Raw genomic sequence first — 17,469 nt, 5'->3', positions numbered from 1 at the left:
TCACTCGCTGAAAGAACGGAACTCAGTCTGATGGAATTATGCCGAGGCATAATTGATTTTTTCATCTTTACTCTATTTTAGTATGCTATACTATTTTAATTATGATAATAAAGGAAGATTATTCACTATGAATCAAACAACTACGTTAAAAGAAAAATATGCATTAATCTTAAAAATTATCGTACCTATTTTTGTATCGCAAGTAGCTATTTATCTTATTTCTTTCTTCGATATTTTAATGTCAAGTCGGTACGGTACCACCGATCTCGCTGGCGTGTCAATCGGCTCCTCTATTTGGATGCCTATTTACATAGGGCTATCTGGAATTCTCCTCGCGATCACACCTATTGTCTCACAGCTTGTTGGAGCTAAAAATGAGTTTGCAGCAAAAAGAGCTGTTCAGCAAGGAATCTATGTAGCCATCGTTCTTGCAGCACTTATTTTTATTTTATTAATAGTCGGTATAGATTGGATTCTTGGCAAGATGGATTTAGAAGCCTCTGTACATTCAATTGCTAAATCTTATATTCAATCGATGTGCGCTGGACTTATACCACTGTTTTTATTTTTTGTCATGCGCTGTTTTATCGATGCGCTTGGACAAACTCGCGTTACAATGATTATTACATTACTTACAACACCTATTAATATTGCGTTGAATTATATTTTTATTTTCGGCAAATTTGGAGCACCTGAGCTTGGCGGAATTGGCGCCGGCGTTGCAACAGCGATTACATACTGGCTTGTTTTCTTGATTACAGTTTGGATTATCGCTAAACGTAAGCCTTTTGAACGTTTCCAGCTATTTAATGACTGGCCAAAATTAGAATGGCTTCGTTGGAAGGAAATTTTAATCATTGGCGTGCCAATCGGAATATCCTTATTTGCAGAAACGAGTATTTTTTCTGCTGTCACAATGATGATGAGTAGCTTCAGTACAGAAATCATTGCAGCTCATCAAATTGCATTAAATTTCACTAGTTTGTTGTATATGGTACCGCTCAGCATTTCGATGGGTGTAACGATATTAGTTGGGTTTGAAATTGGTGCTGGACGTATGCGCGATGCTAGACTCTATAGCTATTTGTGTGTCGGGACCGCGATTTTATTTAGCTTTGTTTCAGCTTGTATCCTTTTTATCCTTCGCGAACCCGTTGCAAATATGTATACAACCGATGGAAAAGTGTTAGAGTACGCCGTTCATTTTTTAATTTTCGCAGCCATTTTCCAACTATCTGATGCTATCCAGGCGCCTGTACAAGGAGCTTTAAGAGGGTACAAAGATGTTACAGTAACCTTTATTATGGCCATCATTTCGTATTGGGTAATCGGCTTGCCTGTCGGCTATGTACTTGCCACTCATACAGACTTCGGGCCGTTTGGTTACTGGATTGGACTAGTAGCAGGTCTGACAGCAGGCGCGATTACTTTATTAATACGTTTATTACTTGTTCAAAAAAGATTTACAAATACGACCAAAATAACAATAGCAAACTAGACTTCGCTCTAGTTTGCTTTTTTTATTATTGAAGTAACAAACCTATGAGAGCCACCCATATCCCCTATTCTATGTATAATTAAAAATCCTCTATCTCCTAATACAATTCCTCGCGCTTCGCTTTCGCGCAAAAATCATCTGCTTGCCCCGAAGCCTCCAGAAAAACACCCGGCCAGAACAGTAATCACCCACTCTTTTGACCAAAGAGACACCCTTTAACTATTATGGCATCTTAATATCATTGACATAATGTTTTTTGACACCATGAAAAAGAAATTAAACACATTTCTAATTATATTGTGTTGAAAAACTAAATAATCTAGTAATCTTTGTGAATGCGGAATTTTAAAACGATACACACTATATGAAGAGGTTGATTGGAGTGGAGGCTGGGCGACTCCCCGGGGTTCAGCGTCACAGATGTGACCCTGCAGCGAGCAACGCGAGTGAAGCGGCTCATCGGACGCCCCCAGGAAAGCGCCCAGCCGGAACGGAAATCAACCCTCGTTTTGCCAAAGAACCATGCATTTTTGTCAAAAAAAAAGATGTCCACTAAGCCTATTACAACTTAGTGGACATCCTATTATTCAATGTAGCTATTCAATTTATACGATTACTTTTGGATAAATTGTTGAGTCCAGTAGTTACCTGTTTTCACATAGCCAACACCAATATGCGTAAATTTCTCATTTAAAATATTCGCACGGTGACCAGGTGAATTCATCCAACCTTGTACTACTTCTTGAGGTGAACGTTGACCTTGTGCAATATTTTCTCCTGCACTCTTATACGTAATACCTAAAGCTTTCATACGATCAAATGGTGAACCAAATGTAGGGCTTGTATGTGAAAAATAGTTTTTAGATTGCATATCTTGTGATTTTTCACGAGCAGCTGCCATCAATTTATCATCAGTTTTAAATGGTGCTAAACCAGCTTTTGTACGTTCAGCATTCGTTAATTTTACAACCTCTTGTTCAAAAGCATTCACATCTGAAGTAGATGTTGATGGTTTTGTTTGAGATGGTGCTGGTGTTGTATTATCTTTTTGAGTCGTTTGTGTATTGTTATTTGTTGTTTGATTATTTTCTGGTACTTGTACTTCTTTTGATGGTGCTTGTGTTTGTGGTTGTTTAACTACCCACTTATGATTTGACCACTGATTTGACCATTTATAAGAATAAACAACTTTATTACAGTCTGTAGTTGTGTTCCCCTCTGTAGTATTTTCTGCAGCGGAAGCCATTTGAATTGGAGCTGCTAATAAAAATGTTGCACAAATTGCAGTTAGTGTTTTTTTCATTTTTGCAATTCCTCCTTCTATGCAAACAATCGTAAAGTACGATTTTAATAAATTTCTTACCAGGATCTTCTAGCAACACCATCCAAGAAATAGATTCGCGTTAAATAGAGGGTTATTGGAATTAATTTTTAGCAGGTTTCACCAGCCTATGAAATACTTACGTTTTAAATAGGGTTGACACCTCTTAAAAACTATTAAGCATTTTCAATATTCAAATATATTTTCGTGCGCATTCACACAAAAAAACTGCCAAAATTTCTACTTTGAGAAAGACGAAACGAACAAAACTTTCGTCTGACAAGCAGGAATGGCAGATTTTGGATTTTGCTTTAACTAGTTTTAGCGTTTACTCAATACCAATGACGTTTAATCTACTTACATCTTCACCAATGATCACGAGTTTTGCGGGCATTTTTACGTACTCTGGAAGCCATTGGACCATGCCATATGCATATTGAAACAGCATAGGATTTTTTACACCTTCAATTGGCACGTATCCTTTCATTCGATACACAGTTTCAGGCAATGTACGTACCCAATCCTCAAATTGTTCTTGTGTAAAGTTAACGTCTTTAAATTCAACTAATCGTGAGCCTAGATGCATCGATGCTATAGGAGCTTTCACAATATCTTGTTTGTCCACCTGTACCGTTGCCTTTAAATCTTCTAATAAACGTAATGGCACGCGTCCATTTGTAGTTTGCAAAATAAAGGCATGTGGATTAAAGCCTTGCAGCTCATAAACAACTTGTGCCTGCTCAGCTTCTGTTAGTAAATCCGTTTTATTGGCCAGTAATAAATGTGCGTGACGGATTTGTTCCATAAATAAAGAGCGCACTTGCGGAGTTAATGTTTCTCGGTTCAACCACAGCTTTGAATCAGCAACTGTGACAATCCCTTTGACATTTAGCTTTTCTGCAAATAATGGTGAATAAACAGCGTCTAATGCTTCCACAGGATGTGCTGCACCTGTTGTTTCAATAATCAGGACATCAAAGTCACTATCTAATAGAAGAGATTGAATTTGCGCCTCTGTTTTTTCAGCGCCAGAGCAGCAAATACAGCCCTCTAGCATTTCCTTTAACGGAATATCCTTTTCCACAGCCTGTGAGTCAAATGGTAGCTTTCCAAGCTCATTCATAATGACAGCGGGTTTTAATTTTTTTTCCTTAAGTTGTCGAATAACATCAGTTAACATGGATGTTTTTCCACTACCTAAAAAACCACTAAATAAATATACGTCCTTCACCATTTTTCCTCCTATTAAAAAAGCTGTCGCTAGAGGCCTTAGAGACGCCTACTGCGACAGCTACTTTGTTAGTTTGTAGTTTACTCAGTTTTTGCTGGTGTACCAGTTAGCAGTTCTTTCGCTTTTAACAATTGAGGATCCTCTGCTTTTATTTTAGCGCGTAACGCATCCATTAAAGCATACGTTGTATCGCCAGTTAAAACACCAGTCTCTTCAAAACCATTTGCAGCTTGCAGTTTTTTCACTGCACTTTCTGTATTTTGCTCAAAAATACCGTCTGCATTTCCAGGCTCATATCCTAGAACTTCTAACATCTCTTGTGCCGCTTTTACAGAGTTAGATTGCACGCCCATTTTCATTTCCATAGCTGGATCTAAGTATGGTAATGAAGCATAAGGTGGGTATGACACTTTCACATCTGGAGCTATGCCTTTTTCGTTAATCCAGTTACCATTTGGTGTTAACCATTTTCCTGTTGTGAATTTAAGGTTAGAGCCATCTTTTAATGGTGCGACATTTTGCACTGTACCTTTACCAAATGATGTTTCTCCAACAATTTTAGCACCAACAGATTCTTTTAATGCACCAGCTAAAATTTCAGAAGCAGAAGCACTGCCGCTATCGACAAGTACTGTCACTGGAATATTGTATTTTTTACCAGAAACAGCTTTTGTAATTTTCGGCTCCTCATCTTTTTGTTGCACTTGTACAATCGCTTTACCTTCTGGAACGAATAAATTCGAAATCTCTACCGCTGCATCTAGGTAGCCGCCAGGATTTTGACGTAAATCTAATACGATGCCTTTTGCTTTACCTTCGTAATCTGCAAGAATCTTCTCAAATTCTTTTGCAGTATTTTCACTAAATGACGTGATTTGAATATGGGCAATGTCCCCTTCAAGCATTTCACCGTAAACCGTTTCAACCGGAATTTCGTCACGGACAATCGTCATATTAATAGGCTCAGCATTTGTTCCACGTTTCACGGTTAATTTTACAGGCGTTCCCTTTTCGCCGCGAATACGCGCAACTGCTTCAGAAGCACTAAATCCTTGCATGCTTTTTCCATCCACAGTTAAGATAATATCTTGTGGTAATAAGCCCGCTTTTTCAGCAGGTGAGTTTTTAATAGGTGACACAACAGTAATAAAACCGTTACGTTCTTGAATTTCCGCTCCAATTCCTTGGAAACTAGAAGACAGTCCAGACTGAAATTGTTCTGCTTCGTCCTTCACCATAAAATCAGAATACGGATCATCTAGTGCGTCGAACATGCCGTTAATAGCGCCGTCGACCACTTTTACATCATCGATATCTTTGTAATACTTGTTTTTAAGTAAATCATAGGCTTCATATAATTTTGTAAATTCTGCACGCCCACTCGGTACTTTCACTTCAACTACTTTCTTTTCACCGAATGTTAACGCAAAGATCGTTAAGCCTGCAGTAATAAGGATTGTAAAGAACATCAACATGATAAATTTAAACGGTTTCATTTGTACAAATCGTACTGCTGGTTTTATTTCAGCAGCGGATGTTTGTTCTGTCTGCTGTTCTACACTATCTTTTTTCTCTTCATCCATCTTGATTGTCACCACTCTCATATACACTAACTTGTTTCACACTATTACCATCTTAACAGGTTATAGAGAAGACGAAAAGAAAAAGACTGTCAAAACTTCATGACAAATCTTGTCCACATCAATCTTCCTAAAATCCATCACTTCTAATCACTTTATTATAAGCTATTTATTCTATGTAGCCTTTGTAAAAAGTAAAGATGCCTCAGAAGTACTTTCTAAAGACACTCCAGTTATCTGCTAAGTTGTAGGTATATAATGGTACTGATTTTCTATTTTACTCATTTCCTCGTGGCAGTCAACTAATATCCTCATAGAATATTAGAAATTACATGTCCACTTATGCATGTTCCTATCATTTGCGCTGTTATTATTACGTAAGTTCTCTTAATTTTTTTATCACCGAATGTATTGTTAACCTATGAAATGTAAGAAGCTGGCCCTTAAAAATGACAGAAAAAATACCATACGGGGTTGGCGCCAGTTCCATCAACGCTTCTCTACCCCTGAGATCAATAAGTTCCACTGGTATATTCAATGTATTTGCACCAGCTATAATATTTTCTGTTGCAATTTCGACATACGGACATTGGAATGAACGTAATATCGTCAAATTGTTAAATTTTTTTAATCTCTCCTCCCAATCAGTCGGAAAATATGGTTGTTCGGATTCACTGCTCAAAGGGTAGACAAGTAATTCAAAATCATATGGTGCCGCATCAATAAGTTGAAAATCGTTTTTCAAAAAAATATCTTTGCTTGGCGACCAAGACGTTGTTGAATTCGTAATAACAACAACTCCTTTTTTTTCAAGTTTTTTTGCATCTTCTATACATTTATTAATTAATCGAGCACCGTATCCTTTTCCAACTTCACTTACCCATAAACAATGGATGACTAAATAACCATCAGCATGAACCACTCTAGATGAATTTTCTGCTTCTGTATATTCAATAAACCCTACTTGTTTTTTATTGGCGATTACTTGCACATATTTCAAGCCTTCTTCAAATCGATTATTCAGCCATTTATTCTTATTTATATAGCCATTTGATTTCTTCTTGCTTCTAAGACAATAGCTCCCAATTCCCTCTAAAAGCTCAGCATTCATTTCCACCAATTCAACCTTGCCCAATGCCAATCACCCCCTAATCATCATGGTAATTATACCCTTTTTATTCAGGTGTTTAAAGTACGCATTAGAACATAAAAATCAGGCTAATTTGCATTTTAGCCTGATTTCGACAAAGGGAAGAAAATTAATATGTTTATGTGTCTTACATAGGACTACTCATTGTCGATATTTCATACAAATGATAAATGAGGAATGATTTGAACTATTTAAGGAGGGTTTAATAATGGATAGGAATAAGAATACATTTAAAAATCAATCAACTGATTCACTGGATATTTTTGCTGCTAAACTTACCTATATCGGATCATCTATTTCTACATTAGGTGATGGCATTCAGGCAGTTGCAGCAGGTCTTGCCTTAGAAGCATTACAAAATTCCAAAAATGACAATTCAAATGATCAGGCAAAACAAAATGCAAACATGAAAGAACAAATTGATTATTTAATTTCTGAGTTACAGCAAATAAAAAAAATTTTAAAATAACATATTGCTTCAAACATTCCGGATACTTATTTGTTTGTGCTTTTTTTACCCTGCTCGTCGAGTAATTCAGAAACTGTGACAAATCGATATCCCTGACTGTCAAGTTCTGCTAATATTTTTTCCATCGCTTTCACAGTTTGATGACGATTGCCGCCTCCATCATGAAAAAGAACGATATTACCTTCTTTAACACCATTTAACACAGTATTCACAATTCTATTCGTTCCTGGACTTTTCCAATCTAATGTATCTAAATGCCATGACCACATAACCACTTTATATCCTTCTTTAGCAATCGCTTCAATCATTGCATCTGAATACTGACCTTCAACAGGTCGGAACAAAGTTGGTTTAGTTCCAGTGATGTTCTGAATAGTGTCATCTGTTTGTTTTATCTCCTTAAGTAAATTCGGGACATTTGTCCTTAAGGGATGCGTAAATGTATGGTTAGCTAGTTCATGGCCTTCCTTATACATTCTTGATATCACTTCAGGATTTTTTTGTGCATTTTGGCCAACAATAAAAAAAGTTGCTTTCGCATTGTATTTTGATAATACATCTAAAATCTCAGATGTGTACTTTCGATGTGGCCCATCATCAAAGGTTAGAGCAACAATTTTTTCGTCCGTTTTGATTTCCCAAACAATTTGTCCCGCTTCTTCATAATACTTTCTTCCTTTATTTTCATATGTTGCTGCGCCAACTTTTAGATAAAAAAAGGAGACCGTTAAAAGACAAACAGGTATTAAAAACCACAATTTTTTCAATTCTTCACTTCCTCAACTAAAAATATTTAGACTTATTATTTGAGGAATGATAAAAAAAATGCTCTTTTTAATTTTTTTGTTGGTGTATATCTTAAGCTAAAACAGATTGAAGTTAGAGGTTGTCTTTTGGGTTTGTCAAATACATTTTTAGACAACTAATTTGCGCCAAATTGTTAAAAAGCTAACGCTGTCATCAATTATGCCCCGATATTATTGCACCCGTTAATCGGCTTTGTGTTTAGTCCTGTAGATATTTTTCACGCGAAAGTGTAGCGCTAACGGCAGCAACGTGTTTTTGTCTCTGTGCGAAACCGAGTTGTTGTTGTTGCTGTCGCACAGATAAAACCATATTGTTGCTGTCGCTTCGCTTTCGCACAGATAAATTGCCACAGTGCGTGGCGTTCTTACACAGAGTTCCTTTATTTCAGTCCGCTAATAAAATCTGTTTTTTTATATGATGTTCCATATGTTCTAGGTAGTCTTGGATAAGCCACTGTAGGGTCATGAGTTCATTACTTCCAATATCACATTGGAGGGCTAGCTTTTCATTGGGGATTTTTTTAATAACATTTATTATTTTTTTATTTAAGCTCACCCATAAATCTAATATTTCATCAATCTGTAGCTCTTGATATCCTTGGATTTTTACCCATTCAACTTGATTATATGGAGTTAGTACAAAGGGTTCCTTTTCGTATTGTATTTTAATGAACCTTTGTAGATTATTGATGGCAGAGTCACATAAATGGCCTAATACCTCTTTTTTCGACCACTTTTGAGGCGCTGGTCGTTGCGAAATCTCTAATTCAGACATTTGCCGGAACTCTATCGGCACTTTATTTATCCAACCATTCAATTGATCAATAATATTTTGCATAATTCCCACCCCTACTTATAAAAGCTTAAATAATAATCGATTAATTTAATGACTTCGTATATCTTTTTATATTCTTTTTCTATTTTATAAGAAATAAACAATACAGCTACATTAAAACTTAATACTGCGAGAGCAACTATTTGGACAAATGAGATACCAATCATGAGTTTTGTATTAATGGCAGAGGCAATAATAGTAATTAACGATAATAGCACACCACATAATGTAATAAAAATCGGCTTTGATCTAATAATTTCATTTGCTTGTAATTTCAAAACATCTAGAAGATATTGAATTTCTTTCAATGTATACTTTTGATCAAAAATCACGAAATAAGACATATAAACATCGTTTGCTATATTTTCATTTAGAATATTTTTATGGATTTTTTTCACTAATCGATCACAAAAATCTTTATCTAAAGCTTTTTTAGGTATGAATAGTTCCTCTTTATTTTCAAAAACATTTGTGCCGGGATGCTTCAAACCCCTCATCCTCTCATACTGGTTTACCAGATTTAATGACCTTATTTAAAATAGAAAACATGTTTATAGTCACCCAAATCTTTCAGATAATTAAAGTATATGAAGGGACAGAAAGGTTGTATGTTATTTTCGACAAAACTTTATTGAAGTTTATTATCTACGAAGTACATTCTAGAAAATGTAAAGAAATACATATAAAAAACCACTTCTTTTACAACGAAGTGGTCGAGACGAGCTAATTGAACTTTATCTTGCTTGATCATCATAATAGGCTTCATTTGCAGCCTTTTTATTCGTACCTCTGAGATAAGCAAAAACTATATCTGGACGTTTCAGTAACATCCAGTCGCCATAATGGTCAAATCGTCTACAAGAAGTTATCATCCCATTTTTAATTGTTCCGTATTTTTTTCCGTTCTTCTTGCCCCATACTTTTAAACGCTTAGCAAAATCAGCATCCTCTGCCATTAGCATATTCTCATTAAAACCGTTTACTTCCTGAAAGTCTTTTTTATAGCACCAAAAGATTCCCACAGAGATAACTCCGTACTTGAAAAGTAAAGGAACAATTAGCACCATGCTAGAAACAACGATACCTAAGGACATTCTTTCAAAATTACCATTCACGCCTCCTCCAATGTATTGATTAGATGCTAAATGCTTTTCAACTTCAGATAATAAATGTTCTGTCATTCGAGTATCAGCATCAATTGTAATCAGAATTTCGCCTTTTGCTAAAGTAGCCCCAGCATTTCTAATTTTGGCTAGGTTTTTATCGCTATTTTCCAATGTCACGCAATTGTAGGACTGTGCAATTTCTTTCGTTTTATCTGTACAACGATTTAGCACTACGATAACTTCAACTTGATCTTTATAAGGTTGTGCAGACTTTGCAATTGACTCTAAACACTCACCGATATATTTTTCTTCATTATGAGCAGGTATGATAACAGAAAATTTCACATTTTCATCAGGAACATCTTTTATAAATGGTGTACTTAACGACATATAAAATCTCCCCTTCATAATTAGTTCTCATTATTTTAATTTAAGTATACATTCATCCCTTTCCCTTAACTATTATATTTTTGGATTTTTATGTCTATTTTGTAGCTAAATGAATTTAATTCTTCTTTAGATACGACATGTGATGATTAATTCTTTTGTTTTATTTTATTCTTCCAACAAAAGAACAGGCTTCTCTTTTGCAAACCTTGTTTCTCTGAAATTGTTAAATCGCGCCACTTAGCCATATTTCTATAGAAAGGCCGACTACCTCGATCAGTGATTTTGGCTTGTTGTAATTAACAAACTAATTGTTAGATAGTTGGATGTTGTGCTAGTCATTAGAGCTTCTCTTTTTGATCTGCTTGAGATGAAAATTGCAGGTATATTTGTGAGGATGATCAATTGCATGATTAAAATGACTATATAAAGAGCTAATGGATAGTTCATGTAACCATCTGCATTTAGAAGTCATTCATTTACTATATTATTCAACATAATTTTAAATACCCTTTTGACACAGCACACAAAAAAAGTACTGCAATGATTTTTGCAGTACTCTTTAATCGAATTAACTTAGCTTCCGAATGCGAAAATAAGCTCTGTTTCACAAGCTATTTCTCCGTCAACCGTTGCAACCCCACGTCCTTTACCAATGGCACCCTTTAAGCGTGTAATTTCCACTTCAAGACGCAGTTGATCACCAGGTTTCACTTGTTTTTTAAAGCGACAGTTATCAATACCTGCCAGTAATCCAAGTCTGCCTTGGTTCCCTTCTTTTGTAAGCATAATAATAGCGCTTACTTGCGCTAATGCTTCAACAATTAATACACCTGGCATTACCGGGTAATTAGGAAAATGTCCATTAAAGAACTCTTCATTTATCGTGACGTTTTTAATGGCTACTGCTCTCTTCCCCTCTTCTAATTCTAATACTCTATCCACTAACAAAAAAGGATAACGATGTAGTAAAACCTCTTGTATTTGTTGAATATCTAGCATCAAAAAACCTCCAATAATTTTATCACCTAATTCTAGCATTAATTATTAGTAGTTGGTACTATTTTTTGTTTGAATTTCTAAATAAAAGCCACATCCTAATTAGATGTGACTGTACTATTTTGTATTAGTAGTCTTCTTTATTGAGTGGCCAAATAGAGGCAGGGACATTTTCATATGGGAAGTTCCTCAAATAATTTGAGGCTGCTCCTCGTGCATCCGCATAAATAATATCTCCCACTATTGGTTCGAATGCAGCTCTCACGTTAATAAAATTGTGTATTTGTTATAACATACACTTACTTCACTATAATTCAATAATATATAACACTATACAAATATCACTGAATTATTTTCCGATTTTTACGAATAATTAGTTCGCTTCTATTTTAGTATTTCTTTATCGACAGTTATATAGAAGATAGCATATAATATTTTTTGCATTCATTAAGTTAATCTTATTATTGTGTTACTTGAATGTTTAGTTTATTAGAATAGGATGGGTTAACATGTTATCTTTTATCGCAATAGTTCTTCTCTTATTTTTAATTCCTGGCCCTGCTGTTATCATTACCATTACGCAAACGCTGAAAGGTGGTAAAAAGAACGGTATTTTCACTGCATTAGGCATTGGATTAGGTGACTTAGTCCATACGTTAGCAGCTGTCTTAGGGTTATCTGCCATTTTAATGAAATCTGCCACTGCGTTCGAAGTAGTGAAATATATTGGTGTAGCCTATCTTGTTTATTTAGGTATTCAAATGCTACTAACAAAACCACAAAAAATAGAAAAACCAACTGTTGAACAAAGCCCGGCAAGTACTTCGTTCCGACAAGGTTTTTTAGCGGAAATTTTAAATCCAAAAACCGCTTTATTTTTCTTAGCGTTTTTACCACAGTTTGTTCAACATAATGGCCAATCCATCACTGTACAATTATTGATTTTAGGCATTACTTTTGTTGTGATGAGCGCTTTGTATACTATTTTGTTAGCTATTATTACAAGCTTTATTGGTGAAAAAATCTTTACGAAAACAACAAACAATGGTTCACGTTGGCTTGAAAAGGCTGTTGGTTTCGTTTATATAGGACTAGGCGTTAAATTAGCACTTCAAACTCAAAGTAGATAATAGTTTCTTAGGGAGAATACGATTAAAAACGTGTTCTCTCTTTTTTATTTCTTTAAAGAGGAATTTGGGTAATTTTATCTAATATTATAATTAAAAAAGAGATAAGGAGAATTTAAATGAATCTCATCGGACGCCCCCTGGAAGCTTTGCTCTGTGCGAAAGCGAAGCGCGACAGCAACAAATGTTTTATCTGTGCGAAAGTGAAGCGGCAGCAACAAATGTTTTATCTGTGCGAAAGCGAAGCGACAGCAACAACTAAGCGCCCAGCCGAAACGGAAATCATCCCCTCATTTTGCTGAAGAAGTATGACTTTATTTAATTTGTCACCTTCATTCTCTTTTTTCGATAATTACGATTCAAGTACAAATCCCATTTCAATCCTTACTTCCCTTTTTTCAATATCTTTATTGGAGTAACTTATTAGGTCACATCCAATTAAGTGAAATCCATGTTTTCTGTAAAACTGTATAGCAGGATAATTAGACGTTTGTGTTTCTAAAACGATCGCCCTCACCTCAATTTCTGCTGCTCGCTTTTTGACTAAAGCCATGAGCTTACTTCCAATGCCTTGCTGTTGATAGGTTGGATCTATATGAATATCATTAATTCTTAACACATGATGCCACTTCTCTTGATTAATACTAACAATTCCCGCTTCTTCTCCATTAAACTCAACAATATAACATTCCATATCCTCTATATGATCCTCAAAAATTTCTCCTTCCAAATACTTGTGAAATGGCGTGTCGAAATGTTTTAACGTAAAATCAACTGACCAGCCATTTTCTTGTTCTTTAAAGGAAACATCATAAAAATTATTGGAGCTGTATTGATAGATAATTTTTTTGCCTTGTGGGAAATTTTCTTTATATATCCTTTTTATTTGTATCAAGTTGAATCACCCTTTTCACTTATTCTTATAATAGAAAAAACTCTTTAATATAATTGTATTCAAACATTTAACCAGCCTTACGAATGCGATGTTAATGGAAATAACGGTCGTTCTGTCCCGAAATTTATCATCGGCCGAATAAACAATACATCGTCCTCGGTTTCAATTACTTCAGACTCTAGATTAGGACAATCAGGAATAAAGTGAAAAATAATTCTTTTTATATCCGATGTAGTAATGTAGCTTAAAACTTCTATTACATCAATCTTACTGCGACTAACAACATCAAAAAGATGTAATTCCTCACCCTCTTTTTCGAATATTACTATAACGTCTTCGTCTTGGATAAAATAAATTGAATTAGGAAATGCAATAAGAAAATAGAACATAAGTAAACTTTCATTATCTTTCACATCTAAAACCGACGACAATGGAATTCTTTCCTTCGCATACAATTTCAATAAAGATACATCGTTGCTATTTTCAGCATTTAATTTTCGGATCGTGGTGTTTGATTTTTTCTGTAAACGATCAGCATTTAAGAAATATCTACTTTCTTGTACTCGTGAAAACCCAAATTTCGGATAGAAATCTAAGACTGTTTCATTCGCAAATAAATAGATGAAATCGTATTGTTTCTCATATTTATCAATAATGTCATTCATTAATTTCCTTGCTAAACCTTTATGACGATAATCCGGATGCGTCATTACTGTACCAACTTGTATGACTTTATAATCCTTACCGTTTACAACTACAGTCATTTTACTTATTGATGCATTTGCAATTACCTTTTCTCCATCGATATATGAATAACAACTATACTGATCGTTCCAGCAACCTTTTTCATACCATTGGCTAAAATCTAATCCAAAAACTAGCTTTGCTAATTCATTAAAACTTTCTCTATATTTTTGATTGTCCTTGTAATCATATACTAATTGATAATTTGTCATATTTACGCCTCATTTCTCTATTTTATTAGCTCAAAGTAAGTAATTGAGACATTACCATTTTGCACACCCCCCATAAAGACAAAAAAAAACTATAAGAAGAAATCCTTCTCATAGTCAAATTTAAATTCAATATAAATTAATACTCCTCAGTGTAATTGTGGCTGTCACTTCGCTGGGCTTTAGCTTCTGTACAAAAAATACTCGTTCGGATTTTGCCTTGACCCTGCTAGAGGCTTATAGGAGATATTAAAAATATATGATTTGAATAGATATGATGACTTCTAATCGCTATTGTGCAAATGGGCGAACTGAAAAGAATTAAGGTATACACCTTAATATGCGTTATTGCACTATAAAATTATTTAAAATTTTATTAGCCATTAATAAGTTTCATCATAAATAATCAAAACCCCGTTTCACCATATATTTAACATAACTATACATTTTTCTGGATACTTTTGTAAAGAATAATATTAGCTTTCATTTTTTATGTAAAAGCTTATAGACCTTTACAGTGTCTATAAGCCAGATAGTGCATTATTTATTGTTTTGGTGTATTTGCGGTAAGTGGATTACTGTTTGCAACTAATTGTACCGGTGTCGTGCCTTCCTGAGAAGACGATGTCATTTGTTGTACATTGTCTGACATCCCATAGCGTTTCACTACGCCAAAAATAGCTGCGGCACCTAAAAGTCCCCATGCAAAAAATCTCACTGTTGATAGCCTCCTTTATCATTCTGATTATTTTTAAACAGCTTTAGTATTGGAAATCCTCTGCGGTTTATACGGTGTTAACTATTTGAGTTTTTTATTCATTTTACTGATTATTTTCAAAAATCACAAAATATGGTAAAGTAAAATAATGTAAATTCGTATAGAGGTAGAACATGAATATTAAAGTTGCAACATTAGATAATATTCCGCAAATAGAAATATTATATGAAGAACTGTTTTTAGAGATGTCAAAACTACAACCAAAGTACATAGCTCCAGCAAAACAGGATGTGGAGTTTCTTACAAACACAATTTCAGAAGAAAAATCGGATATTTTTGTTGCTGAAATAGATAACAATATTGCCGGCTTTTTACTAATTCAAGAATTAACTACTCCTCCTTATTCTTGTATCGTCCAGCATAATTATGCATATATTATGGATGTAATTGTTGGAGGTCAATATCAAAGTAAAGGCATTGGTTCAGAATTGCTACGAGAGGCAAAAAAATGGGTAGAAGAACGTAAATTAGATCATTTAGAGCTAAGTGTCTTAGCAGAAAATAGTGGTGCTCTTGCCTTGTATGAAAGACATGGATTTAAAGAAGCGAGCCTTATTATGTGCTTAGAACTTTAAAAATAAATCGATATTAGAGCCTGCATTAAAAGTAGCAGGCTCTTTAGAAATGTTAACATTCGACCTATGTTATTTTACAACCATTTATTAGTACAAATCTCCATTGTTTTTTATAGAAGCAAGTGTCTTTTCAAATAACTTGGGTTGAATCTCAGGATATGTTAGGTATATTGGTAGACTGCTAAAAAGAATTCTCTTTCACAATCTCCGGATTCACATTATATGTGTACCCATCATCTGCTACTTTCCCTTTTGTATTCACAGGGTTTACTGTAACGGAAGATGTAGTTCCATATTTTGCTTCATACTTACCAGATCCTATTAAATTAATTGTTTCCCCATCTGAATTAGGAGAAATATTTTTTAAATTCTCTTGTGAAACCACCCTTGCAATTTCATTCAATTTCATATTTTCCATATATGCGTTAAAATCTATATTAGGGTATTGAGGATTAGTATAAAATGGACTAGCCGTCACCGTACCTGACGCATTTGCCAAAAGTTTTACATCCCCGTTCATTTTAGCCGTATTTAATATTACAATGACTTCAACAGATGAATGTGCAGGAACTCGAATATTTTGCGGACTAACTATATACGTATACGATTCACTATTTTCATAACTTGATGTATTAGAAAAATTGTATTCCGTTGACATTTCAACTCCAGTTTCTCCAACAAAAGGTATATTGAATTTAGCAGAGGCTTTTACTCCAAATAAAAATCCATGTGTAGTCGAGCTAGTAACCGTATTCGAAAGGGTTTTAGTAAAGCTTTGCGTCGTTAAAACTTGTTCCACATTCGTGTTATTTGTTAAAGTTTCTCTTCCTACATATACATTTTCTGAACTTGTAATGACAGGTGGGCCATCAGCTTGAACTGAAAATTGATTGAAATTTAGATTATTGTAAATTATTTTCGGATCTTTATCCTCTCGATACGTACCTTGTATCTTGTCAGGATAATATTTATTCAAGTTTTTCACAAAATGATTTACTAAGTTTTCAATTGGTACCTTTGCATCTTCTATTTCATTTTTTGTTTGCATTGCATAAATTTTTTCGCCATTGTTTTGTGTAGCGCTTACAGAAATTGGTGATGTCATCGCAAACGAAGTACCTATAGAAGTAATGGCTATCAATGCTAAAGTCTTATTTTTCAGTTTTTTCATAATATTCCTCCTTTTCCATCAATTTATCATATGACACATCTTGACACAAATCTACAAAAAATCTACCTATAATAATACATTTCAGGTGAATTTACTATATATAATCACTTCTTTTTCTCTTTTAACACATCAAAATCACAATTATTTATTATATTAATAACCAACTTTAATAAAACTATTTAAATTAAATTTCATATTTTAACAGTTGTACATCGCCTAATCGGTTCGGGACTTACACCCTATAGTTCATACGCATGTCGGGCGCACATTAAAACCAGGTACTCATATGAAAATTATGAGTCCTGTTTATTTTGTTGAGAAATTCCTCTATTCACGTTTTACATCTTTACACAGAAAGCTGTTTCTATTGTCAGTTGACGCTTTCTTAGCATTTTTAAATTGAATTAGAAAAACACATTACGTATTACAATACAAAACAATTTAAGGCAAAGTTAAAAGCTTTCCGGAACCCCCTGCATAATAGGGAATTTTCAAAATGCACAAAAAATCGCTATGTACCTATTGGAACATAGCGATTTTCGTACGTGGGGAATATTTCATCAGCTATTAGTAGTGTAGTTTTTTCTC

General features: G+C 34.4%; 18 protein-coding genes. 5 read left to right on the top strand and 13 right to left on the bottom strand.

Translation table 11 applies throughout. The features are described from left to right. Window positions 1-127 precede the first annotated feature (127 nt). The gene (locus B1B04_RS14980; protein WP_079562246.1) at window positions 128-1,498 is read left to right on the top strand and encodes an MATE family efflux transporter; all 1,371 of its coding nucleotides are present in this window, start codon (window positions 128-130) and stop codon (window positions 1,496-1,498) included. Window positions 1,499-2,111: 613 nt separating this feature from the next. Here B1B04_RS14980 and B1B04_RS14975 read toward each other — a convergent pair. The 4 genes from B1B04_RS14975 to B1B04_RS14960 all read right to left on the bottom strand — a co-directional run bounded on the left by B1B04_RS14975 (window position 2,112) and on the right by B1B04_RS14960 (window position 6,765). Next, window positions 2,112-2,801 carry a CAP domain-containing protein gene (locus B1B04_RS14975; RefSeq protein ID WP_079562245.1) on the bottom strand — a complete coding sequence of 230 codons (690 nt, stop codon included), beginning with the start codon at window positions 2,799-2,801 and terminating at the stop codon, window positions 2,112-2,114. 346 nt (window positions 2,802-3,147) lie between these two features. Continuing rightward, window positions 3,148-4,050 carry a CobW family GTP-binding protein gene (locus B1B04_RS14970; protein ID WP_079562344.1) on the bottom strand — a complete coding sequence of 301 codons (903 nt, stop codon included), beginning with the start codon at window positions 4,048-4,050 and terminating at the stop codon, window positions 3,148-3,150. A gap of 80 nt (window positions 4,051-4,130) precedes the next feature. After that, complete coding sequence (locus tag B1B04_RS14965) at window positions 4,131-5,633, bottom strand: lmo1851 family serine protease (protein ID WP_079562244.1); 1,503 nt, start codon at window positions 5,631-5,633, stop codon at window positions 4,131-4,133. 370 nt (window positions 5,634-6,003) lie between these two features. Further along, window positions 6,004-6,765 (bottom strand): GNAT family N-acetyltransferase, encoded by a 762-nt coding sequence (locus B1B04_RS14960; protein ID WP_170938992.1) that lies wholly within the window; start codon window positions 6,763-6,765, stop codon window positions 6,004-6,006. Window positions 6,766-6,988: 223 nt separating this feature from the next. Here B1B04_RS14960 and B1B04_RS14955 point away from each other — a divergent pair, with 223 nt between their 5' ends. After that, window positions 6,989-7,249, top strand: a complete 261-nt coding sequence (locus B1B04_RS14955; protein ID WP_079562243.1) for a translation initiation factor 2 — start codon at window positions 6,989-6,991, stop codon at window positions 7,247-7,249. Window positions 7,250-7,275: 26 nt separating this feature from the next. On the opposite strand, the gene B1B04_RS14950 is transcribed toward B1B04_RS14955, so the two are convergent. The 5 genes from B1B04_RS14950 to fabZ form a co-directional block, all read right to left on the bottom strand. Beyond that, on the bottom strand, window positions 7,276-8,016 hold the full coding sequence (locus B1B04_RS14950) for a polysaccharide deacetylase family protein (RefSeq protein ID WP_079562242.1): 741 nt from the start codon (window positions 8,014-8,016) through the stop codon (window positions 7,276-7,278). A 424-nt stretch (window positions 8,017-8,440) separates the two neighbouring features. After that, window positions 8,441-8,893 carry a DinB family protein gene (locus tag B1B04_RS14945; protein ID WP_079562241.1) on the bottom strand — a complete coding sequence of 151 codons (453 nt, stop codon included), beginning with the start codon at window positions 8,891-8,893 and terminating at the stop codon, window positions 8,441-8,443. A gap of 11 nt (window positions 8,894-8,904) precedes the next feature. Then, window positions 8,905-9,378: a hydroxymyristoyl-ACP dehydratase gene (locus B1B04_RS14940; RefSeq protein ID WP_240518308.1), complete on the bottom strand. Its 474-nt coding sequence runs from the start codon at window positions 9,376-9,378 to the stop codon at window positions 8,905-8,907. Window positions 9,379-9,624: 246 nt separating this feature from the next. Continuing rightward, a complete protein-coding gene (locus B1B04_RS14935; protein WP_079562239.1) occupies window positions 9,625-10,386 on the bottom strand; it encodes a glycosyltransferase in 762 nt (253 codons plus the stop codon). Between the two features lie 573 nt (window positions 10,387-10,959). Then, window positions 10,960-11,385 carry a 3-hydroxyacyl-ACP dehydratase FabZ gene (gene fabZ, locus B1B04_RS14930; protein ID WP_079562238.1) on the bottom strand — a complete coding sequence of 142 codons (426 nt, stop codon included), beginning with the start codon at window positions 11,383-11,385 and terminating at the stop codon, window positions 10,960-10,962. Between the two features lie 506 nt (window positions 11,386-11,891). Here fabZ and B1B04_RS14925 point away from each other — a divergent pair. Further along, window positions 11,892-12,512 carry a LysE family translocator gene (locus tag B1B04_RS14925; RefSeq protein WP_079562237.1) on the top strand — a complete coding sequence of 207 codons (621 nt, stop codon included), beginning with the start codon at window positions 11,892-11,894 and terminating at the stop codon, window positions 12,510-12,512. A gap of 116 nt (window positions 12,513-12,628) precedes the next feature. Next, on the top strand, window positions 12,629-12,811 hold the full coding sequence (locus tag B1B04_RS14920) for a hypothetical protein (protein ID WP_079562236.1): 183 nt from the start codon (window positions 12,629-12,631) through the stop codon (window positions 12,809-12,811). Window positions 12,812-12,861: 50 nt separating this feature from the next. Here the strand turns inward: B1B04_RS14920 and B1B04_RS14915 are convergent, their stop codons facing one another. From B1B04_RS14915 to B1B04_RS25710, 3 genes are all read right to left on the bottom strand, one after another. Then, window positions 12,862-13,404, bottom strand: coding sequence for a GNAT family N-acetyltransferase (locus B1B04_RS14915; RefSeq protein ID WP_079562235.1), 543 nt, complete (start codon window positions 13,402-13,404; stop codon window positions 12,862-12,864). A 77-nt stretch (window positions 13,405-13,481) separates the two neighbouring features. After that, window positions 13,482-14,360, bottom strand: coding sequence for a GNAT family N-acetyltransferase (locus B1B04_RS14910; protein ID WP_079562234.1), 879 nt, complete (start codon window positions 14,358-14,360; stop codon window positions 13,482-13,484). A 541-nt stretch (window positions 14,361-14,901) separates the two neighbouring features. Then, entirely contained in the window at window positions 14,902-15,075 is a 174-nt protein-coding gene (locus B1B04_RS25710; RefSeq protein ID WP_170938991.1) for a hypothetical protein, read from the bottom strand. Between the two features lie 173 nt (window positions 15,076-15,248). Between B1B04_RS25710 and B1B04_RS14905 the strand changes: the two genes are divergently transcribed. Beyond that, window positions 15,249-15,710, top strand: coding sequence for a GNAT family N-acetyltransferase (locus B1B04_RS14905; RefSeq protein ID WP_079562233.1), 462 nt, complete (start codon window positions 15,249-15,251; stop codon window positions 15,708-15,710). 181 nt (window positions 15,711-15,891) lie between these two features. On the opposite strand, the gene B1B04_RS14900 is transcribed toward B1B04_RS14905, so the two are convergent. Then, a complete protein-coding gene (locus B1B04_RS14900; RefSeq protein ID WP_094075110.1) occupies window positions 15,892-16,881 on the bottom strand; it encodes an ETX/MTX2 family pore-forming toxin in 990 nt (329 codons plus the stop codon). Between the last annotated feature and the right edge of the window lie 588 nt (window positions 16,882-17,469).

Origin of the sequence: Lysinibacillus sp. KCTC 33748 (assembly GCF_002237755.1) — a bacterium.
Classification (GTDB): Bacteria; Bacillota; Bacilli; order Bacillales_A; family Planococcaceae; genus Lysinibacillus.
The sequence above is the reverse complement of the archived record's forward strand: the minus strand, read 5'-3'. Positions and strand labels throughout refer to the sequence as shown.